The sequence below is a fragment of the Planctomycetota bacterium genome (genome assembly GCA_039182125.1).
Lineage (GTDB): Bacteria > Planctomycetota > Phycisphaerae > Tepidisphaerales > Tepidisphaeraceae > JBCDCH01.
On the sequence record JBCDCH010000006.1, the window covers coordinates 21,345 to 44,561 of the forward strand.

The window sequence follows — 23,217 nt, forward strand, 5'->3', positions numbered from 1 at the left end:
CCGACACACTGACTAAAGCGCCCCGCATTTCGTGACCACACTCGACGCGCCAACCTCGATCCACCCCAGCCCCAAAACAGCGGGGGCCGCTGCGCCGATCGAGCACGAAGCACCGTCGGAGTCGATCGACTTCGCCTACGCGCCGCAAGGCCGACTCGCGGGCAAGCACCTGCTGCTGGCCGCCACATTGGCGCTGGTGGGCATCATCGCAACGTTCCCCGCGTGGGCCGAGATCTTCGTCGATTATGCTTACGGCGACTTCGACGAGTACTCGCACATCTACTTTGTCCCGCTGATCGCGGCCTTTCTCGTGTATGTGCGTCGGCAGCGGTTCCGCTATTGCCGGGCGGGCGGGTTCCTGCTCGGGCCGGCGATCGTCGCGGTCGGCTGGTTCGTCCATTGGTGGGGCTTCAACAACTCCACGCAGGCGATGTTCCACCTCGGTGCGGTCATGGTCCCGGTCGGCGCGGCCACGGCAGCGCTCGGCAAGAACGCCCTGCTCCGCTTCCTGCCGGCCGTCATCGTGCTGCTGTTCGTCATCCCGCTGCCCGGCCAGATCCGACAAGAGATCGCCATCCCGTTGCAGAACTGGACCGCGAACATTTCCCACGTCATCCTCGGCCTGCTCGGCCAGTCCAGCGAGCTCTCGGGCAACACCGTCATCATCAACGGCGAGCCGGTCATGGTCGCCGAAGCGTGCAACGGCATGCGGAACGTCCCGATGCTCATGCTGATCGGCTTCGCGTTCTGCTTCGGGATGCCGCTGCGTAACGGCGTGCGGATCGCGATCCTGCTGCTTTGCCCGGCCGTCGTGCTGCTGTGCAACGTGCTGCGGACGGTGCCGACGATCTGGCTTTACGGCGAATACGGCAACCAGCATGTCGTCCCCGACCAGTTCCACTCGATCGCCGGCTGGATGCTCCTGCCACTGACCGCGTTGATCCTTTACGGCATTCTCGTCGTGCTCCGTTGGACCGGCGCGCCCGTTGAACGGTTCCGGCTCGCGTCACGCTCGTATTGATCGCCCCTCGTACCTCCCATGAACTTCCGACGACGATTCGCACTGCCACTGGCTGCCCCGTTCGCGACGATCGCCCTGCTCGGCGGCATCGCGTACCAGAACGTGGTCTACGCGGACAACACCAGCTACGAGCCGTTCCACACCGTCGCGGCCGACATGATCAACGACCTTCCGCTCTCGATCGGCAGCTGGGGCGGCGAGGATCGGGCCGACGAACTCCCCCCGTCGGCCGTCAAGCTGCTCCAGCCCAACGCGCTGCGGAACATCCGCTACCTCGACTACAATGCGGAGTACTTCGGCAGCCCGGACCGCGTCGCGTCGCTCGTCATTGTTCAGTGCAAACGATCCAAGGACATGGTCGGCCACTTCCCGGCCAACTGCTACCCGGCCGTCGGCTGGGACGAAGACGAGGTCATCGAGCGCGACTGGGTCGTGGGTGACCGCATAATCCCCGGCAAGGAATACCGCTTCTCCCGCAATCGCGACGGACGGACCCAGTACCTGATCGTCTACAACTTCATGGTCGTGCCCGGCACCGACAGCGGAGCCAACGGCGGGATCGTGCGTGACATGGACGGCCTCATCAACGCCGCCGACGACTATCGGCAAAGGTATTACGGCGCGGCTCAGTTCCAGTTGGTCTTCCAGGGCTTGCTGTCGCTCGATCGACCGGGCTTGCGGGAAGAACGTGACGCGGCGTTTGCGACGCTGCTTGAGCCGGCCTTGCCGGTGGTCGATGTCTTGGAAAAGGGCCTGGCCCATCCCGAGGTCGCCCGGCTGGTGCCGGAGCCGGACGGGACGGTCCTGGCCGGCACGGGCCGATAACCACATCGGTCGCGTGGGTTTGGGCGCTCTGGCCGAAATGGGACCGGACGCCGATAAGGAAGGCGGCGGCAGGATTTACGCGTCGCCGGTGTAACGCAGCGGCCCCCGGGGCCGTCTCGGATGGCAGACGTTGCGATCCGACCCAACTTGCCCGCTTGCATCTGGGCGCAAATCGAAGACAGGACCGGCCCAACCGCCGGACGGAGAATGGTGATGAGTCAGTCCATCGTGCCAAGCAGCCCCACCAACGGCCGCACCGGTCAGCCCGACGACATTTGGTCGAACGGCGTCGGCCGGAACGTCGGTCACGGCGTCGGGTCGGGGGCGCTCGCGCCCGTCGGCCCGCAAACCGGCGGCGCGCTCGGCATGCCGATGCAGTCTCAGAACGCCGGCGGCGGGCCTCCGCTCAAGAAAATCCACCGCGTCCTGCGTGGCCGGTATGGCGTCGCACTCGGGCTGGGCATGCTCGGAGCCCTGGCCGGCGGGGTCTGGGGCTGGTTCTCCAGCGCACCGGAGTACAAGGCCACCGGCTCCATCACGATCGACCCGGTCATCAAGGACATCGACTCGGCCGACCGTGTGATCCCGCTCTACCAGAGCTTCATGAAGACCAAGGCCGCCGAGCTCAACGGCCCCGATACCGTCAAGGACGCCATGAGCTCCGCCCCGTGGCGTGACGACGGCGGCGCGAAGCTCGATGGCGACAAGGATCACAACGAACGCCTCGTCGACGGGTTCATCCGCAACCTCTCGGTGAACTACGACCAGAACAGCTACAACATCTACTTCACCTACAACCACGAAGACCCCAAACTCGCCCGCGCCGGCGTCGAGGCCATGCTCGCGGCCGCCGCCGACAACTGGGAACGCACCGGGATCAACGACACCGAGAACACGATCGTCGCCACCAACAGCGCGATCAACACCAATCTCAACGCACGTTCGGGTCTACAGCGTCAGATCGACCGGCTCACCAACGAGTTCGGCACGACCAACCTCGACATCCGCGAGACTCAGCTCAACAACGAGCTCGACAAGCTTAACACGGACATCCGCAACCTCCGCGTCGCCACCCGGCTCGCCGATGACGCGCTGAGCCGGGAGTCCACCGCGACGACTCAGGATCTGGCCAAGAACGACGAAACGCTCCGCACGCTTCTCGCCGAGCGCCGTGCCGCCGACCGCCAGATGGCCAACACCCGCCAGCGTTTCGGGGCCAAGCACCCGCAGGTGACGCAGGCTCAGCAGTTCCTCGACCAGCTCGATCAGGACATCGAGGCCTATGCCGAGACCCTGCGGACCGACACCGCCGCGATGCCCAACCCCGGCGGCGGCATCTTCGGCTCCGAGGAAGCGATCATCATGGTCGATCGCAACATGCTCGACGCCCTCGAAACCCAGCTTCGGCTCAAGGAAGAGATGCGGGCCGAGTTCCAGACGGAACAACAGAAACTCGTCACCGCATCGGCCGAGGTCGAACGCCTCGAACGCCAACGCGACGGCCTGGACCGCGAGGGCGAGCGGCTCACCGCCCGCATGAACGAACTCCAGTCCAACCGCGCCCTGCAAGGCCAAAACTTCCGCGCCTCGGGCGTCGGACCCGCCAGCGTCGACGCCGACAAACGCTCACGCATGGCCCTGGTCGGTGCCGTCGGCGGTGCCTCGGTGCCGATCGGCATCGTCCTGCTCATGGGCCTGCTCGACACCCGTTACCGCTACTCCGACGACGCCGCGGCCGAGCAAATGTCGGGCCTCACGCTACTGGGCATTCTGCCGAACCTGCCGGACAGGCTCTCCGACCCGGAGCAGGCGTCCATCGCCGCCCACTGCGTCCACCAGATCCGCACGATGCTCCAACTCGGTGCCCGCACCGACGACCCGCTGAGCTACTGCATGACCAGCGCGACTTCCGGCGACGGCAAGACGTCGCTCACCCTCGCGATGGGCCTGTCGTTCGCCGCCTCCGGCAGCCGCACGCTCATGATCGACACCGACCTCGTCGGCCAGGGCCTTTCCGATCGCCTCGGCATCCGCGGCGAGGATTCACCGCAGGGCCTTCTCGATTCGTTGCGGGATGTCGAAAGTTACGACCAGTTCGTTCACCCGACGGACGTGGCGGACCTGGCGTTGTTGCCGGTCGGTGCGGCCGAAGGCGGACACGCTGGCGGCATCAGCCCCCAAGCCATGCGCAGGCTCATCGCCAAGGCGAAACATGACTACGACATCGTGCTGGTCGACACCGGCCCGATCCTCGGCAGCATCGAGGCGACCCCCGTCGCCGCGGCCGTCGACGGCGTCATCCTCGCGGTCAGCCGCGGACAGGATCGCCAGTTCGTCGACCGTGCCCTGGCCCACTTGAACTCGATCGGCGCGAAGGTTGCCGGCGTCGTGTTCAACCGCGCCCAGAACGACGACTTCGAGAAGTCCATCAACGGCATGAGCATGAAATCCGTCGCCCGATCCACCCCAGCCAACGGCCGGATCACCGGCGGCGTCGCCGGGGCGTTGACCGGACAGACAAACTAACCAAGGCCACATGGTCACCGCCTCGCCAACCAATCCACGCACGATCTGGGGCCTCGATCCGCTCCAGCTTCATGCGCGATACTGGGCGCAGTACGGCGTGCAGGTCGTCCGGCAAGGCGAGCCGTCGCAGATCGTCAGGCATGCCGAGTTGTACCTGTTGACCGACGCACGGTCGCTGCCGATGTTCAAGCTGGACAAGGCGATGGACGTGCTCTCGTGGGTCGAGCCACAGGTGCTGTTCGTGCGGATCGCCGACACGCGTGAGAAGGTTTACCGCGAACGGGTGTTGGCCGACGAACGGGATACCTTCCTCGGGTTCAACCGCGATTACGACGGCAAAAGTCGACTGGCCCGCGTGGTGCTCAGCACAGAGCGTGAGATCGCTCAGCTCTGGCAACGCTCCCAAAACCCGCTCCAGGGCTGGCGTCGGCTGCGGCGTTTCATCCCCCGCCACGAACGCGCCGCCCTCTCCACCGAAGGCACGATCTACGACCGAATCTCCGACGAGGAGGTCGCGCTGTTTCTGCAGGAAATGGTGTCGTGCTGGCACAACCCCAACAGCACGGTGACCCGCGCCCGCCTCGTCGGTGACGCCCAGAAGCCCGGCCGTTCGCAAGTCTGGGCCGACCGCGACGCGACGATCCACGAGAACGCCCGCATCGTCGGACCGGTCTGGGTCGGCGCGGGCCGAAAGCTCACCGGCAATGACACGGTCGTCGGTCCCGGAGTGCTCTGGGACGATCCGATCTGCGATGTCGCGCACGAGGAGATCCAGTGGCTGCAGATCGAACCGTCCGAACCGCCGCCGGAGCCTGAAGAGCCGCCCCGTGCCGGCCTGTCGCCGACGCAGCGGTTCTGCAAACGCACCTTCGACATCGGCTTCACGCTCACCGCGTTGTTGCTGAGCGCGCCGCTTTGGCCGCTGATCATGCTCGCGATCTACCTCGAGGACGGCCGGCCGTGGTTCTTCGGCCACGTCCGCGAGACCGTCGGCGGTCGGGAGTTCAAGTGCTGGAAGTTCCGCTCCATGCGCAAGGACGCCGAGGAGATCAAGAAAAAGCTCATCGCCGAGCAGGTCAACGAAGCCGACGGGCCTCAGTTCTTCATGGAGAACGACCCGCGCCTCACCAAGGTCGGCAAGTTCATCCGCAAGTACAACCTCGACGAGTTCCCGCAGTTCTGGAACGTGCTGCTGGGCGACATGTCGATCGTCGGCCCGCGTCCGTCCCCGCACAAGGAAAACCAGTTCGCACCCGCCTGGCGCGAGGCACGCCTGTCCGTCCGCCCCGGCATCACCGGCCTCTGGCAAACCCGCCGCACCCGCCGCGCCGGCACCGACTTCCAGGAATGGATCCGCTACGACATCGAGTACGTCGAAAACGTCTCGTTCTGGCTGGACATCAAGATCATTTGGCGCACCGTCATGCAGATCGTGCGCAAGAGCAGCCGCAACTGAAGTTTGAAGTGTGAATGTGGAAGGTTGAAGTGCCCCGAAGCCCGGATTCTTCCGATACTTCAAACTTCCCCTCACACTTCCCATGGCCCTAAGACCCAAAACCATTCGTCGCGGCATCGCGCTGCTGGTCGTACTCGCCTTGCTCGTGGCCGGCGGTGCGCTGTGGTACTACCAGAACCAGCAGAAGGAAGCCGACCGACTCGCCCAACACCGCACCGACGGGATGGCCCGATTCGACGCCGGCGACTACCGCGAGGCGATCGACCTGCTACACCCGGTCGTGGGCGACTCCGGCGTGGACGACTTCGAAGCGGCCTACGCCTACGCCATCAGCCAGCTCCGCACCGAGCCCTCGGGCAGCGGCCAACTCCGCTCGGTCCGCGTTCGGCTCAATGAAATGGCCGAGCTGCGGCCAGACGACGTCGACGTCCAGCGCGCCTTGATCGAAGCCAACGGTCGAGTCGGCCTCCACGGCGATGCCGTCGACATCGCCCGCAGGCTCCTCGAAACCAACCCTAACGATCCCGAGGCACTCAAGGCCTTGCGCGACAATCAAGCGGCCAACGGCGATACGCCGGCCGCTTTGAAAACCGCACGCCGTTACAACGAGGTCGTCCCCGACGACGTCAACGGCTACATCGCCACCGCCCGGCTCATGGACGCCGCGGAGATGGGCGCGGCCGAGGTGCTGACCTGGGCCAACGAGCTCTACGAAAACGACCCAGACAATCCGCGGTACATGCTCGTCCTCGCCGTGGCCCACAACTACGCCAAGGACAACGACGAGGCGATGAACTGGCTCCGCCGCGCCGCCGCGTCACCGACGACCGACAGCGACCTGGTCCGCCTCACCGCCGGCATGTTCGACGCGCTGCGGCTCTTCAACGAGTCGCAGGCCCTGCTCGAACGGGCCGCCGAGACCACCGATGACCCGAAGCTCAAGGCTCAGCTTGCCGAACGGTTCTGGCAACACGACCGCCACGACGAAAACCTCCGCCTGCTGGCCGACCTCGACCTCGACGATCCGCAGACCGACACGACGCTGCTCGCGCTACGCGCACTTGCCAACCTTAATACCGGCAGCACCGCGTCGGCGGAACTCGAAGCGTTGAGCCTCCGCACCGAGGGTGCTGCCCGCAGTTGGCATGAAGCCATCACCGCCCGGTATGACGACACGGTCCCGCCGCACGAGAAGATCACGATCTACGACCGCGCCCGCCAGCGCGCCCCGGGCAACGTGCCGATCCTGGCGTGGACCGGCGATGCCTACGCCGAACTCGGCGAAGGAGAACTCGCCGTGCGGTTTTACGAGGAGGCCAGCGAGCGCCTGCCGTCATGGGACGAGCCGTTCCTAGCGATCAGCCGCGAACTCACGGCGACCGGTCGGCTGCGTGAAGCGATGAGAGCCGCCCGCGACGGACTGGCCCGCGCCCATGACGACACGCCCGCCTGGGTGCAGATCGCCGCGGTCCGCGAAGCGATCTGGCGTAAAGCCCCCCAACCCGAGGCCGGCCAACGCCTGTTCGAACTCGTCGAAGCGATCCAGCAAAACAACCCCGGCGAGCCCGAGACGCTTCCGACGTACCTCGAACTGCTCGTCCGCAACGGCCAAGGGGAAAAGGCCCGCGACCTTCTCTTGGCCAAGGTCGATGCCGGCGAGCCGCTCACCTCCGACCAACGCCTGCGTCTGGCCCGCGTCGACGCCATCGGTGGCTTCGGCATGGGTGACGCGTTGCTCGCGGCCTCCGACGATCCGCGGATCGTGCTCGAACGTGCCCTGCGATCCCGCGCGCTCGGTGATGCACAGGCAGGCCGCCACGCGCTCGACGAACTCGTCGCCAACAACCCGAACGATCCGCAAGCCCACCTCGCACTCAGCGCTTACCTCGAAGCCGACGGCGACCCCGACGCGGCGACGCGTTGGAAATCGGTGGCCGAACGATTCGCCGACGACGCCGAGGTGCAACGCACCGTGCTCTCGGCCGCATCCGTTCGGGAAGATCGCGCGTTGGTCGACGCGAGCATCGATCGGCTCCGCGAACTCACCGGCCAGGCGGCACACCAATGGCGGCTCGAACGGGCGCGATTCCTGCTCGAATCCGGCGAGAACACCGACGCGATGGAAGCCGCCGGGCTGTTGCGTGACCTCGCCGGCGACATGCCGTACCTGATCGCGCCTCGCGTGTTGCTGGCCCGCGCGCTCGAACAAACCGGCAAGCCCGCCAGCGCGATCGACTACTACCGCGCGGCCTACGACCTCGACCCGGCCAACGCCGCGGGAGCCGGCCTCGAACTGGTCCGCATGCTCCGCGGCCAGAACCAACTGGACAACGCCCGGCTGATCGCCGAGCGGGTCGCCGACGAGGCGGCACTCGACTCCCAGCAGCGCCTAGTGCTGGCCGGACACCTCGCCGAGTTGGGCCAGCCCGACCGCGCGATCGAAGTGCTGCGGGTGGCCGAGCAACTCGGCCGGCTCGACGCCAACGGCCGGCTGGTGCTCGCGGAACTGCTACGGCGCCGCGGGGCCGATGCGGAGGCGGACCAGGTACTGCTGACGCTGCTCGACAACCCCCGTCCGCCGGCCAACGCGATCGTCGCCGCCGCGATCAACGCGGGTGCAAGTGACCTCGCGGCCGGTCGCGGCTTGCTCGAACGCCTCAACGAACCGCACATCGCCGAACTCGAGAGGTCGCTCGGCACGGCCGCGTTCGAGGCCCGCTTCGGCAGCCCCGACATCGCCCGTGCGCTGCTCACCGCCGCCGAGCAGCAAGCGACGACCGATGCCGAAAAACTACGCGTCGCCCGCCAGTCGGCCGCGTTGTACATGTCGGAGCAGGCGTACGCCAACGCACGCCGGGCCGCCGAGCCGTTTGTCGAAACCGACCCGACGCTCGCCCGGCTCTCCCGTGAAGCGGCGCTGCTCGAGCAAACCCGCTCCCAACCCGACGATTTGGCCGCATTGCTCGCCGTGGTCGAACGGGAAATGGGCGACAGTGACGAAGGCGCTGCCTGGACCGAAGCACTCACGCTGCTGCGTGACGCGCGGGACTTCGACAACGAAGTCACGGCGGAAACGCTGGCCAAACTCGACGAAGTGGCCGACCGCTATCCGCGTTTGCTCCCGCTGCAGCAATGGGTCATCCGGTTGCATCTTGGCTTGGGCTCGTTCGATCGGGCCGCGGATCGGGCGTTGAAGGTGTTCGACACGTTGCCCAACGACGCCCGTGCCGCGGAACTCGCGGCGACCACGGCGATGCGGGCCAACCGGTTTTCCGCCGCCCGTCGGGCCGGCGAGGTCTGGCGCGACCGGACGCTCGAGGACCGGGTCGTCCCCGACACGCTCATCGCCGAGGCGATGCTCCGTGAAGGCGAGCCGTCGAACGCGGTGGATTTACTGCGGCCGTACTTCGATCGGGCGCAGGCCGAACCGATGCGTTTCGGGCGGACCATCGCCATCGCGGCCGAAGCGCTCTCGACCGCCGGCCGGATGCGCGAAGCCCGCGAGTTGATCGACCCCATCGCGGCGCGGGACATGAACTGGCGGCAGGTCGCGCTGAACTTCGCAGCCATCGCAGTGCCTCAACGCAACGACGCACGGCGCTGGCTGCTCGATCTCGAAGCGGCCGAGTTGCCCGACGACCTGAGCGTCGCCGAGCGTGAGGCGGACCGCCGCGCGGTTGCGTTCGCGTGGTGGCACCTCGCGGCACGCTACCCCGACGCCGAGCTGTTCCGTGACGCGGTGAGCCGGCTCGAAGCGCTCGGCACGCGTGACGTCGACACACTCTATAGCCTCGCGGACTTGCACGATCGCTACGGCGACCAGCAGGCGGCCGAGGCACTCTACCGCGAGGCATTGACTCGCCGGCCCGAACACGCGCCGGTGCTCAACAATCTCGCGTTCCTGCTGCTGCAAACTCCCGGCGAGGGCACGGCCCGGCTGCTCGAGGCTCAATCGCTGGCCGACGCCGCGCTGGCGAGCAACGGCGACAACCCGGCGTTTCTCGACACGGCCGCCCGAATCGCAGCAGCGCTGGGCGACATGCCCCTGGCCGAGGAGCGGTTCAATGCTGCCTTGCGGGCCGACCCGCAGAACCTCGACGCCCTACTCGGACTGGCCGCTCTCAAGTTCAACAACGGCGACCGAATCAACGCCCGCCGGCTGCTAAGCCGTGCAGATGCCGCTCTCGCCCAACGGACGCAACGGTCGGAACTCGCCGCGCACCTGCGCCGCGAACTCGACGAACTACGCGCCCTGCGTGAGTAGCCAGGTGCGTGAATGGTCAAGATGGGCCGGCCGTAACGGCCCTACTTTGGCCACAACTTGCCAAACTGCACCCGCGCCCGCGATTGCCCTGTCGCGGGCGCGTCTTTTTCCGTTCCACGAACGGTGAAATATGCGATGATACGGCGGCGTCATGTCTGCGGAGTGCAGGGAAGAAAATCGCTCCGGGCCGATCGGGGCAAGCTTGGGGAAACTTAGGGAGCGGGGCACGAAGCCCCGGCACATGATGATGCAGCACAGTCATTCGCCGCGACACAGCCGGAGGGCCGCGAGGTTCGCTCCGCTAGGATCGTGCATTGCACTGATGTTTTTGATTCTGTTGGTCGGCCTTGGCGTCACGCCGGCCATCTTCGCTGGGCCGGTGAGCACCTCCCCGCCCGCCGTGATCGTCGATCAGGCCCCGAGCGACTCGCCGTATCGGATCGCCGCACCGGCGTTGACGGTCGGGGCGACGCCGGTATCGGTGCCGATGCAACTTCAGCAACCGCGTGCCGAAGCCGCGCTTGCGATGGCGAAGATCGAAGCCCGCCAAAACGTGAGCGTCCTCGCGTTGCCCGATGCGTCGACGGGGCTGCAATTGCCCAGCGCTTACCAACGTGCGGCGGCGGACGCGGTGTCGTACGTGGACCTCTCGGCCGACGCCGAGGCGCCCCGCCCGGTGGTGCCGCTGCCGGCCGGTGCGTGGGGCGGACTTGCCACGGTGACGCTGCTGGTCGGCGTCGGTTGGCTGCGAAAACACCACCGGCCGCAACCGCGCTTGGCACGCGTCCGGCGATAATCCTTATGGGATAAATTGTCTTGATTTTCGGCGCGTGTGATCCACCGCGTCAAAGAGGGTCGGCTACCATCGTGACTGCAATCAAGCGGTCCGTTTTGCAGACCGCACGCCACCGATGGAACACAGCAGCGCGACTCACGCGAATGCCGGCGGAACCTCGAACGGTCAGGCCACTCAAACGGCCGACCCCTCCGACGTCTCCTCGACTTCTTTCCACACTGACAACGGTTCGGTCGGCTCCGCCGCCGCCGCCCTCACGGGTGCCGGTGCGGCCGACTACCTCGACACGCTTTACGACCAGTACAAGGAAGACCCCGGCTCGGTCGGCTCCGACTGGCAAGCGTTCTTCGCGGGCTTCGATCTCGCCGGCGGCGACAGCGGCTCACTGCCCAAGCTCGACGCCAACGCCGCCGACACCCCGCTCGAACCGCAACTGATCACCCGTGCCATGCGTGGCTTCGGCCAACTGCCCTCCGAACGCAAGGGGGACGATGCCCTGCCGCTGACGCTGGGCGTTTACGACCTGGTCCACACCTACCGCGAGTTCGGTCACTTCTCGGCCAACATCGACCCGCTCGGCCTGCCGCGTGATCCGAACCCGTACCTCGCCCTCGAAAACTTCGGTGCCACCGAAGCGGACTTGTCCCGCAACGTCGGCAACGGCACCTTCGCCGGTCACTGCGACGGCACCTTCGGCGATCTCGTCGAAAAACTCCGCGCGACCTACTGCGGCAACATCGGCATCGAACTCACCGGCATGGTCGACAAGGCCCAACGCGATTGGCTGACCAACCGCATCGAGCCGGTCCTTTCGCAGCCTGATTTCAATGACGCACAGAAGAAGCAGATCCTCTTTGAACTCATCGCCGCCGAGGAGTTCGAACACTACTTGGCTCGGACGTTCAAAGGTGCCAAGCGCTTCTCGATCGAAGGTGCAGAAGCGCTGGTACCGTTGATGAACATCGTCGCCGACGACTCGCGCCGCCACGGGGCCAAGGCGATGGTCTGCGCGATGGCCCACCGTGGTCGGCTCAACGTACTCGCCCATGTGCTGAACAAGCCGTACGAGGTCATGCTCTCGGAGTTTGCCGGCACCAATGAACTGCCCCAGGGCGTCGACGGTGACGTGAAGTACCACCTCGGCTACGCCAACACTCGCGAGATCACGATGGACGACGGCAGCGTCGAGCCGATCAAGGTCTCCCTCCTGCCCAACCCGTCGCACCTCGAACTGATCAATCCGATCCAGCAGGGCATCATCCGCTGCAAGCAGGAATGGGACGCCGGCGGCGATCGCACCAAGATCGTTCCGGTCTGCATCCACGGCGACGCGGCGTTCTGCGGCCAAGGCTCGGTCGCCGAGACGCTCGCGCTTTCGGAACTGCCCGGCTTCGAGACCGGCGGCACCATCCACATCATCGCCAACAACCAGATCGGCTTCACCACCCCACCGGCTCAGTCGCGGTTCACGCCCTATGCGACCGACGTGGCCAAGACCATCGGCGCGCCGGTGTTCCACGTCAACGGCGATGATCCCGAGGCCGTCTGCTTCGTCGCGCAGCTCGCCGTGGAGTTCCGGCAGCTGTTCAAGCAGGACGTGATCATCGACGTCTACTGCTACCGCCGGCACGGCCACAACGAAGCCGACGAGCCACGTTTCACTCAGCCGGAGATGTACGAGCTGATCGACAACCACCCGTCGGTCCGCACGCTCTACCAGCAGACGCTCATCGACGAAGGCACGATCACCGAAGAAGATGCCGAGCAAATGAAGCAGTCGGTGCTTGATCGCCTGGACAAAGCGCGTGAGCAATCGAAGGAAACCAAGGTTCGCGAGAAGGTGCCGAGCTTCAGCGGCGCGTGGAAAGGGCTCGGCCCGGCACCCCGCTTCCCCGAAGGCTGGAACCCGAACACGGCCGTGAGCGCCCAGGTCCTACGAGAAGTCATCGACCGCGCATACCAGTTGCCCGACGGATTCACGCCGCACGACAAGGTCGAGAAGACCGTCATCGCCGCCCGCCGCGCTGCGGTCGAGACCGGCGAGAAGATCGACTTCGGCTGTGCGGAGATGCTCGCGCTGGGGTCACTGCTGCTTGAAGGCACGAGCGTCCGCTTCACCGGTCAGGACGTCGAACGCGGCACCTTCAGCCACCGCCACGCCGTTCTCCACGACGTCAACACGGGCGAGAATTTCATCCCGCTCTGCTCGATGGCCGCCCTGCCCGACGTCGATCGTGGCGACTTCGAGATCCGCAACACGATGCTCTCGGAACTCGCATGCCTCGGCTTCGAGTGGGGCTACGCGTCGGCCGACCCGCGCAACTTGGTCATTTGGGAAGCACAGTTTGGCGACTTCGTCAACGGGGCACAGACGATCATCGACCAGATCCTCGTCGCCGCCGAGAGCAAGTGGCAGTACATGAACGGTCTGGTCCTGCTTCTGCCGCACGGCTACGAAGGCATGGGCCCCGAGCACTCCAACGCGTACCTCGAACGTTGGCTCTCGTTGTGCGCCGAGCAGAACATGCAGGTCGTCAATCCGTCGACCGCGGCCCAGCACTTCCACGCGTTGCGTCGGCAGGTCGTTCGTTCGTTCCGCAAGCCGTTGATCGTCATGTCGCCCAAGTCATTGTTGCGACTGCCGGCGGCACGTTCGACGCTCGACGACCTGACCAACGGCGGGTTCAAGATGATCATCGACGACCCGCGTTTCGAAGACACCGAAGCCAAGAAGCGCGACGGCGTCACCCGCGTGCTTCTTTGCAGCGGTCGCATCTACCACGCGCTGGAGAAAGCCCGCGCCGCCGCCGAACGGGACGACATCGCCGTCGTCCGCGCCGAGCAGCTCTACCCGCTACCGGCCGACCAGCTCGCCGACATCGTCGGGCTTTACCGCAAGCGGACAAGTATGAGTTGGGTGCAGGAGGAGCCGGCCAACCGTGGGGCTTGGAGCTTTATCCGCCCGCGGCTTCAAGCGCTTTTCCCCGACGACGCGATCGAGTACGCCGGCCGCGGAGCCGCCGCCAGCCCCGCCGTCGGCTCCGCCAAGCTACACGAACGCGAGGAGAAAGATCTACTCGCCGAGGCGCTCGACTTAACTTCATAAGTCGATAAACACGGCAACTGGCTTCGACAGTACAAGAAGTGCACGGAAAGTAATCACCGTGCCCCATCACCCAAGATGCTATAATCGTCACTCACTGGATAGGGGAAATCAGGTCCGGTGCGCATGCAATATGGTGCATTAGAGATCGCCTACACAAACTATTCGCCCTTGATCAGCTTCAAGCGTCCGTCCGACGGCGACATCGTGACCTTGCTGATTTTTGAATGAGCGGCAAACATTTCAAGTAGCTCCTCTTTTGAATGGCCCGGCTCAAGTCCCAAATGCGGAACGTACAGCGGGGAAGCAAAGGAAGGCCGAACATTGCTTGCCACATCACCGGATGTCAACAGCCGAATCGAGGAGCTTTCAACGGTCACGACGTGATAAGTTATTGCATCCAGGAACACGATATAAATCACATCATCGCGTCCTCGCTGACCCCGAAAAACGACAATGTCTTCATGCCTTGGGAAACCGGGCACGAACTTGGCAATGTGTTCCCTGTGCTTTTCGTCAGATATCGCCAATTCAGGCGAAAGCATCTGCCAGTTTCCGTTTGGCAGCTTTTCCATGCGAACACTATCGACGGCTTGAGATTCAAGTGAACGCACGGCCCAAAGCTGGTCAAGTCGTTGGACGATTGACGTAATATTCAAGCCAACCAACAACGCCGTTAAAGCAACAAACGAGGCACAGGCGTACTTGAGTACGCGCCTGTGCCTAGCCAGTCGAGCCAATCGCATCGGCTCGTAATGGATCGCAGCATCATTCATCACGAGGAGGCTGAATGGGGTCGTCGGGGCCGAAAATAGTGATCACACCCATTCCCGGCGGTCTGGCTCCCACGATAAACGGGGTAACGGCACCACCAGCATCTTGTACGAAATTCACCCTGATATTGGATCCGGCCGGAATCGACACCCAGTAAATGCCGTCATTTTGTTGTACGGGTAAAAGAAGATCCTGTTCAACACCTGCCACTAAACTCCTGCCAGCAAAGCGATCGAGATCGTCGTTATCGAACATATTCCAACTCGGGAAAACTGGAATAGCGAATGGAAGATTTTCTTGTTCCTCTGGTTCACCCAACCCCGCATCATGACCGCCCAATGGCGAGGCCGCTGGGACGTTGTCGATAGATACATCAATGTTGCCTCGGTCAATCAAGATGTCCGTTTCAACCAACGTGTCCACCCGAGCCACGAGATTCTCGGTCACCTCAGCGTTAACGTCAGGAACAGCCGCAAGCGAGTAAGTCGCCGTGTCCTCGCCTGGTGCGAAGATCAGCGATCCATCCGGGATCATCGTGTCAACTCCCGGCGTCGCGGTGCCGCTAAGTGTCACATCGAGCGTCAGCGCTTCGGACAGATCGCCTGTGCGTTGGACTTCGAAGGTGATGATCTCGCCTTCGGTGACAGCGTGATCCGGTGTAGTGATGGTGACGACGGTACCGCTAAGGAGCCGGCGTTGCTCAAGTAATTCAAACATGAGTCCCCTTTAGGTTTGAGTTCGCAACAACGTATCGCCCTGATCCTTCCGCACAAGTGCCTGTTTGGGTGCATCTGTCATGCGAGCCGATCGAGAAAGCGTTGCTCCCTACGCCACGGCGGCACGCACTCCGATTTGATCGTCGGCGGCGGCAACGACCAGCTTCGCGGCTTCGGCGGCGACGATCGCATCTACGGCCGCGGAGGCAACGACTACATCGACGGCATGGGCGGCGACGACCGTCTCGAGGGCAACGCCGGCGACGACTTCATCCGCGGTGGCCGCGGCGACGACCTCCTCACCGGCGGCCCCAGCATCGACCGCCTCGAAGGCGGCTCAGGCGACGACTCTCTCTTCGCCAGGAACAGCCTCGCCGACATCCTCTTCGGCGACAGCGGCACCGACACCGCCGAAGTCGACCCTGGGGACCTGCTCCAGAGCATCGAGACAACGACGTGAGCGGGAACGAACACTTTGTGACGCGAAGACGGCGGGCTACCAGCCCGCAGCTATCGAGACCAGCTTTCGAATGACTGCGACCCGTCGGGTCGCGATTGCGGCACACCCGTTGCACTAAACTCGACCGTGCTCGGCAAGCCCATCAATCTGCCGTTCAAGGTCTTCGGCGTTCCCGTCGGGTTCGACTGGTCGTTCCTGATCATCCTGCCGTGGTTCATCTACGTCATGGCCCGCAATGTCCTCGACGTCGCGGACATGATCGGCATCGATCCGGTCGCGACGGGGATCGGTACCGGGATCACGCCGGCACTCATCGGCACCGTCGCGGCGGGCGGGCTTTTCCTCTCGGTGCTCATCCATGAGTTCGGACACGTCCTCACCGCTCGCGCCTATGGCGTGCGTACACGCCACGTCACGCTCTGGCTACTCGGCGGCGTGGCGGCACTGGAACGCATGCCGCGTCAACGCGGTGCCGAGGCCGTCATCGCGATCGTCGGTCCGCTCACCAGCTTCGCCGTCGCGGCCGTCTTCGCGGTGCTGGTCTGGGTCACGCCCGTCACCGCCCTGCCGGCGGCGTACGCGGTGTTCACGCTGTTGGCGTTCGTGAACCTGGTGCTTGCCATCTTCAACTGCATCCCTGCCCTGCCGCTTGATGGCGGGCGGGTGTTGCGTTCGCTGCTGGCCTTGGCCGTACCGCACATGAAGGCGACACGGATTACGGCCATCGTGAGCAAGACGCTGGCGCTGGGGCTGGTCGTACTGGCGATCTTCGGCGGACAGTTGTGGTACCTGCTCATCGCGGGGTTTATCTGGCTCGCAGTCAGTGCGGAGACGCGACAGTCGGTCGCGGAGCAGGCACTGCGCGGCTTACCGATCCGGGCGATCATGCGGCCTGACGTCGTCGCCGTCCCGGCCGAGGCTTCGCTGGGCGCGTTGGTCTCGACGATGTTCCAGCGTCGGCATTCGAGCTTTCCCGTCGTCGACGATGCCGGCGAATTGGTCGGCACCATCGGGCTGCGGGATTTGGGGGACGAATACGATCCGAACGCCCCGGTACGCACGGTGATGCGACGCGAGGTCGTCACCTTGCCGGCCGATCAGGACTGCTTCCGAGCGTTCGAGGTCATGGGCGAAAACGGGGTCGGCCGGCTGATCGTCATTGACGGTGGCGGACGGATGGTCGGCATCGTGGGTCGGTCCGACCTGATGCGGGCGATGCAAATCCGTGCGCTCTACCCCAGACCCGCCCAGGAACCTGTCGTGCACCGGCAACCGACCCTGTGAGCCCGCTTGCCGTCGCCACGGGCGCGCCTAACATGCCGACCCGCATTTTGGAGCCCCACCATGGACCTGACCCCCGACGCCACCAGCAAAGTCAAAGTCACCGTCAAATCGCTGATCAAGCGTGACTCGGCCCGCAAGACCATCGAACGCCTGTTCATGAGCGACGATGAGTTCCGCAAGCCGCTGGACCTGCGTAGCCGGGGCTTCAAGGACAAGCCCAAGCGTCGCGGCGGCCGGATTTACACCAAGTACGCCCGCAAGGTCCACCCCGACCTCGCCGTCGGCGCCACCGCGACCCTGCCGACGACCGCCCAGTTCGTCAAGGACATCAAGAGCGTCGAGCAGTATGTGAGTGTCGAGAAGGCGTAAGCCAGCAATCAGAGCGAGTCTCCACGAAAGCCCACGCCTTCAGGCGTGGGTTGTTTCGTTCACGCCATCGCACCATGCCACACCCTCAAACCGGCGGAACCACGTCATCTGACGCTTCGCGAGCTGCCGGGTGCGAATCTTGATCTGCTCGACGGCGTCGTCGAGGGGGAGCTTGCCGGCGAGGTGGTCGGTCAGCAGCTTGTAGCCAACGGCCTCGGACGCGGTCGGGCCGAGCGGACCAAGGGCTCGCACTTCCTCAAGCCAACCGTCGGCCATCATCTGCTTGCAGCGGGCGTTGATGCGGCGGTTGAGCACCGAGCGCTCCCAACGCAGGCCGACGAGTTCGATGTCGAACCGACGCGTCGGCGTGGCCCATTGTTCCTGTAACTCGCTGATGGGCGTACCGGTCAGGCGGTGAACCTCGACGGCCCGCGTGAGACGCCGGCGGTCGTTGACGTGCAATCGCTCAGCGGTCGGCGGGTCAACGCGCTGCAGCTCGGCCATCAACGCTTCGTTCGGCAAGGCGTCCAGCTCCGCCCGCAGCATCGCGTCCGCGCTCGGGCCATCGAAGATGCCTTCCAGCCAGCTCTTCCAGTAAAGCGGCGTTCCGCCCACCGCGACCAGCGGCACGTCCCGCCGCCGGCAATCCTCGACCACCCTGTCCGCGTATTCCACGAACCGCCGGGCCGTGAACGCTTCGCTCGGCTCGACCAGGTCCAACCCGTGGTGCGGCACTCGCTCCCGCTCGGCCGGCGTTGGCTTGGCCGTACCGATGTCCATGCCGTGGTACACCGTCATCGAATCGACCGCCAGGATCTCCCCGCCCATCGCCTCGGCCATGCGCAGCGCCAGCCCGCTCTTGCCCGAGCCGGTCGCACCGATCACGCCATGCAGCGAGAAGCCTGCCACGTCGGCAGCACTGTAATTCTGGCAGCCGGCCGATGTCGATAGCGACCCAAAAATCAAGGTTTTTCGCTGGCACACTCGTTGCAATCTGTTGGATTCCGCAAGGCATTTTTCACAGAACTTCCATAGTCCACGCATCAGGAGATATCACCATGGCACTACCCACCACCGTTCGTCGCCCCCAGACCAACGACCCCATGAGCGAACTGCAGCGTGACTTCGACGTCATGCTCAATCGCCTCTTCGGGGCCACCCCGCAAACCACGACCGGCCGCCGCTCCGCCCCGTACCCCGTCGACGTTCGCGAGGACGCCGACCATCTCTACTTCGAGGCGGAACTGCCCGGTTTCCAAAAGGATGAGGTGAACATCACCCTCGAAGACCGCACCTTGGAGATCACCGCCGAGCGCGACGCCGAGGCCGAGAACAAGGTCGGCGACCTGCTCCTCAACGAGCGGCGTCACACCTACTTCAGCCGCAGCTTCCAGCTCCCGCCGACCATCGACGAAAGCAAGGTCGAAGCCAAGCTCAACGATGGCGTGCTGCACATCACGTTGACCAAGCGTGAGGAAAGCAAGCCCCGGAAGATCGCGGTGAGCTAAGAAGCTTTTTCAATCAAACGAGGCCTCGGATTTTTCGATCCGAGGCCTCACTGTTTTGCATCTTCGTCCAACTCCTGATCTCGTTCAACGCCGACGCCGCAGGAGCGGGAGTAACGCCAGGCCGCCAAGGATCGTCGGCTCGGGAATGGCGGTACCGGTAAGTTTGACACTGCCGTTGTTGCCGTCTCCGGTGGGATCCGTACCAACGCTGGTCGCCCGGACGGCGACGCGCTCGCCGAACAAATCGACCACGTCAAGTCCAGGGTGCGTGAGCACGAAGGTCGTCGTGGTGTGCATGTCGGGCGATGCGCCCGGTGTGCCGATTTCGATGCCTCCCTCATAGCTGTCGGGATTGACGTTGGCACCATTGCCGAGATTGCTCACCGAGCCGCTGAAGTCATGGTCGGTGACGTCCGCCCCGACGAAGCCAAGTCCCCCCAGCAGCGTGTCGTCACTGAGATCGACAAAAAACGCCCGGATGTCCGCGAAGTTGCCGGTGGTGCTTGTATCCACCGTAAGATCCACTTGAACACCCGTCGGCACGTCGGTGAGCGTGACATCCACCTCGGCCAACGCGTCGGCGAGCGTGAAGTTGAGTACGGCCGCCATTGCTTCGGTCGCGGGGAAAATGGCAGCGCCAAACATACCAAACGCCAGCGCCGCCCCGAATCGGGAAGGTTGGGTCATGGTTTCCTCCATTACGACAGCCGCCGACGTCACGCCGCACCGCCCGAACGGGCAGTCCCTCCAACGCAAACATCCGGGCTATCTGTCACCCGTAAGAACCAACGGGCTTCCCGCATTGTGACACGACCGCGCACAGCGTCAAGCAAATTTCTAAAATCACGGCCGCGTGTTCACGAGGACGGCTGCCGCATTACGCCGGAACATCGGCAGCTTCACACGCTTGACGGCCGTGCCACGCAGGGTGTCCCGGTAGGTCGGTTCATCCCATGCAAGAACCTCCGCCGGATCGAAGCTCGGCGGCAATTTCGGCTGCACCGCCGGGTCGTCGCTGAGCAGCGCCTTGCGGTTCCACGGGCAGACCTCCTGGCAGATGTCGCAGCCGAAGAGCCAATCGTCGATGAGCGTGGGGTCGGGCAGTTCGCCGCGATGCTCGATGGACAGGTAGCTGATGCAGCGGGTCGCGTCGAGTTTGTACGGCTCGTAGATCGCATCGGTCGGGCAGGCGTCGAGACAGCGCGTACAGGTGCCACAGCGGTCGACGGCCGAGGCGTCCGGCGTGAGCTTTGCAGTGGTGATGATCTCGCCGAGCAGGAGGTAGCTGCCGAGCTTCGGATCGATGGTGCAGGTGTTTTTGCCCTGCCAACCGATCCCGGCCCGGGCGGCCCACTCGCGCTCGAGCACCGGGGCCGTGTCAACACACGCCTTGGTCTCGCAATCGGCCAATCCGCGCAGCCCGTCAGCGACCACGTGGAGCCGCTTTTTGAGATGCTTGTGGTAGTCCTCGCCCAAGGCATAGCGGGCGATGCGTCCGTGCCCTTCCGGCACCGGCGGCAGTTCGACGTGGTAGCTCAGCGCGACGCTGATGACCGACCGCGCACCCTGCAGATACCGTCGCACGTCTTCGCGTTCATCGAAGCGTTTGGCGATCCACTCCATCTCCCCGTGCATGCCGGCGTCGAGCCAGCGCCGCAACGTGTCGGACTGTGCCGACGGCGTTGCGTCTGCGATGCCGCACTTGTCGAAGCCGACCCGGCGGGCCAACGCCTTGACCTCCGCGGCGAGTTGTTGCGGATCAGCCACAAGGGATGATATGAGCCGCGGGCTGACAACCCGCGGCTCAATCCCGTCAACGCATCAGTACTGCACGCCGCCGGGGTTCACGTCTTTGTTCCACAACAGAATCCCGCCGGCGACGCTGCGGGCGTTCTTGAAGCCCTGGCGTTTGAGGAAGTCGACGAACTGCAAGCTCCGCTGGCCGCTGCGGCAATAGACGATCGTCTCGCGGTCCTGCTTGCCGTCGAGTTCGTCATCGAAACGGGCGTCGAGTTGTTGGAGCGGGATGAGTTCGCTGCCGTCGATCGTGGTGATGGCGACCTCGGTCGGCAGGCGGCAGTCGATGAAGAGGAAGTCCTCGCCGGGCGTGCCCGCGTCGAGCTTGGCCTTCAAATCACGCGGGGCGATCTCGCGCTGCGTGTCCAACGCGTAGCCGTGCGGGAGGCCTTGCTCGTCGAGTTCGTTGTCGCTGCTCACTTCTTCTCCTGTGGCTTTGCGGACTTCGTTCTTGGTTTCGGCAACGGATTGCGGGTCGAGGATGGGGACGCCGCAGAACTGCTCGTAATCCTGCGGCTCCTTAATCGTCGGCTCGTCGCCACACACCGGACAATCCGGGTCGCGACGGATCTTGAACGTGCGGAACTCCAAGTCGAGCGCGCTGAACGAAAGCAGTTTGCCGATCGCCGGGGTGCCGATGCCGGTGATGAGCTTGATGACTTCGGACGCCTGCAGCGTGCCGATGATCCCCGGCAACACGCCCAGCACGCCGCCCTCGGCACAACTCGGCACGCTGCCCGGGTCCGGCGGCTCGGGGTACAGGCACCGATAGCATGGCCCCGCCTCGCCCGGACGCAGCGGGTTCTCCCGCGTCGGGTCGAACACCGTGACCATGCCCTCGAATCGGAAGATCGACCCGTACACGTTCGGCTTGCCCGCCAGCACACACGCATCGTTGACGCAGTAACGCGTCGGGAAGTTGTCGGTGCCGTCGATGATGACGTCGTAACCGGCGATGAGGTCCATCACGTTGTCGGCACTGACGAGGGTCTTGTGCTTGACGACGTTGACGTCGGGGTTGAGCTTGCCGAGTCGATCCGACGCCGCAGCAACCTTGTCCTGGCCGACCTGGTCGGTGCCGAAGAGGATTTGTCGCTGCAGGTTCGATGGGCTCACGACGTCGACATCGGCCAGCCCGATGGTGCCGACGCCCGCCGCTGCGAGGTACAGACTGATCGGGCACCCGAGCCCGCCGGCACCGATGCAAAGCACCTTCGACGCCAGCAGCTTCTTCTGCCCGTCCATGCCGACTTCGGGCAGGATCAGGTGACGTTTGTACCGATTGACTTGCTCGTTGTTGAGCGCGGGGAGTTGGTTGACGGACATGGGAAATCGCTCGAAAAACCGACCCTGTTTCGTCGGCGAGCCATCGACCGGGTGGGTCGGTGTCCGCCGCGCTTTAGCTGGTTTGGTCGGGGTCGTCCCCGACTCGGGCCGCAATCTGCGGGTCAAATCGCCCTTGGGCAGCGACGGTAGGCACTCACGTCAGCACCGACAAGGCGACGAGCGCCCCAACCCACAGCGCGTACGCCACAAGCAGGCCGATGAAAATCTTCCGCCAAGGCGGCGCGGGTTTGGGCTTTTCCGCGGAATCGGTCACCGCCAATCATACGGCGTGCGGCGCGTCCTGCTCATGCTCCGATGGCTCGTATCCCGAACCTCGGAAAAAGGCTCGGAAAAAGGTGTCAGGGATCTTTTTCAACGCTGCATCAACTACCAACCGACAAAACGCCGGATGAAAAAGGTCCCTGACACCTTTTTCCGAGGCGTACTCGCGGTGATGACGATTTCACTGGTCGGCTGCCAAGGCTCGATCGACGCGGAGCAACTCACCGCCACCGCCCAGCGCGTCGAACGCAGCGACCTCGACGACACGCTGCTACTCGAGGAAGTCGCTGCCCGGATCGCCCCGCCGCGGGACTGGACCCAACGCCCCACACAGCGCCGGTCGATCGCGACCCACATCCAGTTCCGCAGTCCCGACCAGACCGTCCGGATGGGCGTGGTCAAGCTCGCGATGCCATTGCCGCTGAGCGCCGACACGATCATCTGGCTAGCACGCACCGGCTACAAATCCAAGAACGGCAAGCCGCAGCTGCTCACCCGCTGGACCGACGACGCCGGCCGGCACTGGCTCGTCGGCCAGGACGACGCGTGGCAAGGTGAGGCGTACATCCTTACCGCCGGCTTCCGCGGCTGGATCGTCTACCGCAGCTGGAAACGCGACCCGCTGCCCAGCGAAGCCGAACGCGACAAGGCCAGCCGGGCGGTTCGGACGGTCGTGCCAATGCTCGACGATTGATCTGTCCGATACGTTC

18 protein-coding genes are annotated in these 23,217 nt (G+C 64.7%); 12 read left to right on the forward strand and 6 right to left on the reverse strand.

Annotation, left to right across the window (positions count from 1 at the left end; all coding sequences use genetic code 11):
• Window positions 1-31 precede the first annotated feature (31 nt).
• The 7 genes from AAGD32_02645 to AAGD32_02675 all read left to right on the forward strand — a co-directional run bounded on the left by AAGD32_02645 (window position 32) and on the right by AAGD32_02675 (window position 13,994).
• Window positions 32-1,021: an exosortase/archaeosortase family protein gene (locus tag AAGD32_02645; GenBank protein MEM8873135.1), complete on the forward strand. Its 990-nt coding sequence runs from the start codon at window positions 32-34 to the stop codon at window positions 1,019-1,021.
• Between the two features lie 18 nt (window positions 1,022-1,039).
• Complete coding sequence (locus AAGD32_02650; GenBank protein MEM8873136.1) at window positions 1,040-1,846, forward strand: hypothetical protein; 807 nt, start codon at window positions 1,040-1,042, stop codon at window positions 1,844-1,846.
• A gap of 213 nt (window positions 1,847-2,059) precedes the next feature.
• On the forward strand, window positions 2,060-4,372 hold the full coding sequence (locus AAGD32_02655; GenBank protein MEM8873137.1) for an AAA family ATPase: 2,313 nt from the start codon (window positions 2,060-2,062) through the stop codon (window positions 4,370-4,372).
• Between the two features lie 10 nt (window positions 4,373-4,382).
• Window positions 4,383-5,828 carry a sugar transferase gene (locus AAGD32_02660; GenBank protein ID MEM8873138.1) on the forward strand — a complete coding sequence of 482 codons (1,446 nt, stop codon included), beginning with the start codon at window positions 4,383-4,385 and terminating at the stop codon, window positions 5,826-5,828.
• Between the two features lie 82 nt (window positions 5,829-5,910).
• The gene (locus AAGD32_02665; GenBank protein MEM8873139.1) at window positions 5,911-10,092 is read left to right on the forward strand and encodes a hypothetical protein; all 4,182 of its coding nucleotides are present in this window, start codon (window positions 5,911-5,913) and stop codon (window positions 10,090-10,092) included.
• Window positions 10,093-10,414: 322 nt separating this feature from the next.
• Window positions 10,415-10,888 carry a hypothetical protein gene (locus AAGD32_02670; protein ID MEM8873140.1) on the forward strand — a complete coding sequence of 158 codons (474 nt, stop codon included), beginning with the start codon at window positions 10,415-10,417 and terminating at the stop codon, window positions 10,886-10,888.
• Window positions 10,889-11,003: 115 nt separating this feature from the next.
• The gene (locus tag AAGD32_02675; protein ID MEM8873141.1) at window positions 11,004-13,994 is read left to right on the forward strand and encodes a 2-oxoglutarate dehydrogenase E1 component; all 2,991 of its coding nucleotides are present in this window, start codon (window positions 11,004-11,006) and stop codon (window positions 13,992-13,994) included.
• Between the two features lie 158 nt (window positions 13,995-14,152).
• Here AAGD32_02675 and AAGD32_02680 read toward each other — a convergent pair whose 3' ends face one another.
• Both AAGD32_02680 and AAGD32_02685 read right to left on the reverse strand, forming a co-directional pair.
• Complete coding sequence (locus AAGD32_02680) at window positions 14,153-14,767, reverse strand: hypothetical protein (protein MEM8873142.1); 615 nt, start codon at window positions 14,765-14,767, stop codon at window positions 14,153-14,155.
• The gene (locus AAGD32_02685) at window positions 14,760-15,482 is read right to left on the reverse strand and encodes a hypothetical protein (protein ID MEM8873143.1); all 723 of its coding nucleotides are present in this window, start codon (window positions 15,480-15,482) and stop codon (window positions 14,760-14,762) included. Before AAGD32_02685 ends, AAGD32_02680 begins: the two co-directional genes overlap by 8 nt.
• A 15-nt stretch (window positions 15,483-15,497) precedes the next feature.
• Between AAGD32_02685 and AAGD32_02690 the strand changes: the two genes are divergently transcribed.
• The 3 genes from AAGD32_02690 (at window position 15,498) to AAGD32_02700 (ending at window position 17,594) form a co-directional block, all read left to right on the forward strand.
• Entirely contained in the window at window positions 15,498-15,941 is a 444-nt protein-coding gene (locus AAGD32_02690; GenBank protein ID MEM8873144.1) for a calcium-binding protein, read from the forward strand.
• Between the two features lie 126 nt (window positions 15,942-16,067).
• Complete coding sequence (locus tag AAGD32_02695; GenBank protein MEM8873145.1) at window positions 16,068-17,225, forward strand: site-2 protease family protein; 1,158 nt, start codon at window positions 16,068-16,070, stop codon at window positions 17,223-17,225.
• Window positions 17,226-17,285: 60 nt separating this feature from the next.
• Window positions 17,286-17,594: a hypothetical protein gene (locus AAGD32_02700; protein ID MEM8873146.1), complete on the forward strand. Its 309-nt coding sequence runs from the start codon at window positions 17,286-17,288 to the stop codon at window positions 17,592-17,594.
• A 39-nt stretch (window positions 17,595-17,633) separates the two neighbouring features.
• Here the strand turns inward: AAGD32_02700 and miaA are convergent, their stop codons facing one another.
• Complete coding sequence (gene miaA / locus AAGD32_02705) at window positions 17,634-18,503, reverse strand: tRNA (adenosine(37)-N6)-dimethylallyltransferase MiaA (GenBank protein MEM8873147.1); 870 nt, start codon at window positions 18,501-18,503, stop codon at window positions 17,634-17,636.
• Window positions 18,504-18,652: 149 nt separating this feature from the next.
• Here miaA and AAGD32_02710 point away from each other — a divergent pair, with 149 nt between their 5' ends.
• Window positions 18,653-19,102, forward strand: coding sequence for an Hsp20/alpha crystallin family protein (locus AAGD32_02710; GenBank protein ID MEM8873148.1), 450 nt, complete (start codon window positions 18,653-18,655; stop codon window positions 19,100-19,102).
• Window positions 19,103-19,186: 84 nt separating this feature from the next.
• Here the strand turns inward: AAGD32_02710 and AAGD32_02715 are convergent, their stop codons facing one another.
• The 3 genes from AAGD32_02715 to moeB form a co-directional block, all read right to left on the reverse strand.
• Window positions 19,187-19,789, reverse strand: coding sequence for a hypothetical protein (locus AAGD32_02715; protein MEM8873149.1), 603 nt, complete (start codon window positions 19,787-19,789; stop codon window positions 19,187-19,189).
• Between the two features lie 156 nt (window positions 19,790-19,945).
• Window positions 19,946-20,869: a tRNA epoxyqueuosine(34) reductase QueG gene (gene queG / locus AAGD32_02720; protein ID MEM8873150.1), complete on the reverse strand. Its 924-nt coding sequence runs from the start codon at window positions 20,867-20,869 to the stop codon at window positions 19,946-19,948.
• Between the two features lie 54 nt (window positions 20,870-20,923).
• Window positions 20,924-22,225 carry a molybdopterin-synthase adenylyltransferase MoeB gene (gene moeB / locus AAGD32_02725; protein ID MEM8873151.1) on the reverse strand — a complete coding sequence of 434 codons (1,302 nt, stop codon included), beginning with the start codon at window positions 22,223-22,225 and terminating at the stop codon, window positions 20,924-20,926.
• Window positions 22,226-22,634: 409 nt separating this feature from the next.
• Between moeB and AAGD32_02730 the strand changes: the two genes are divergently transcribed.
• Window positions 22,635-23,201, forward strand: coding sequence for a hypothetical protein (locus tag AAGD32_02730; GenBank protein MEM8873152.1), 567 nt, complete (start codon window positions 22,635-22,637; stop codon window positions 23,199-23,201).
• Window positions 23,202-23,217: the final 16 nt, after the last annotated feature.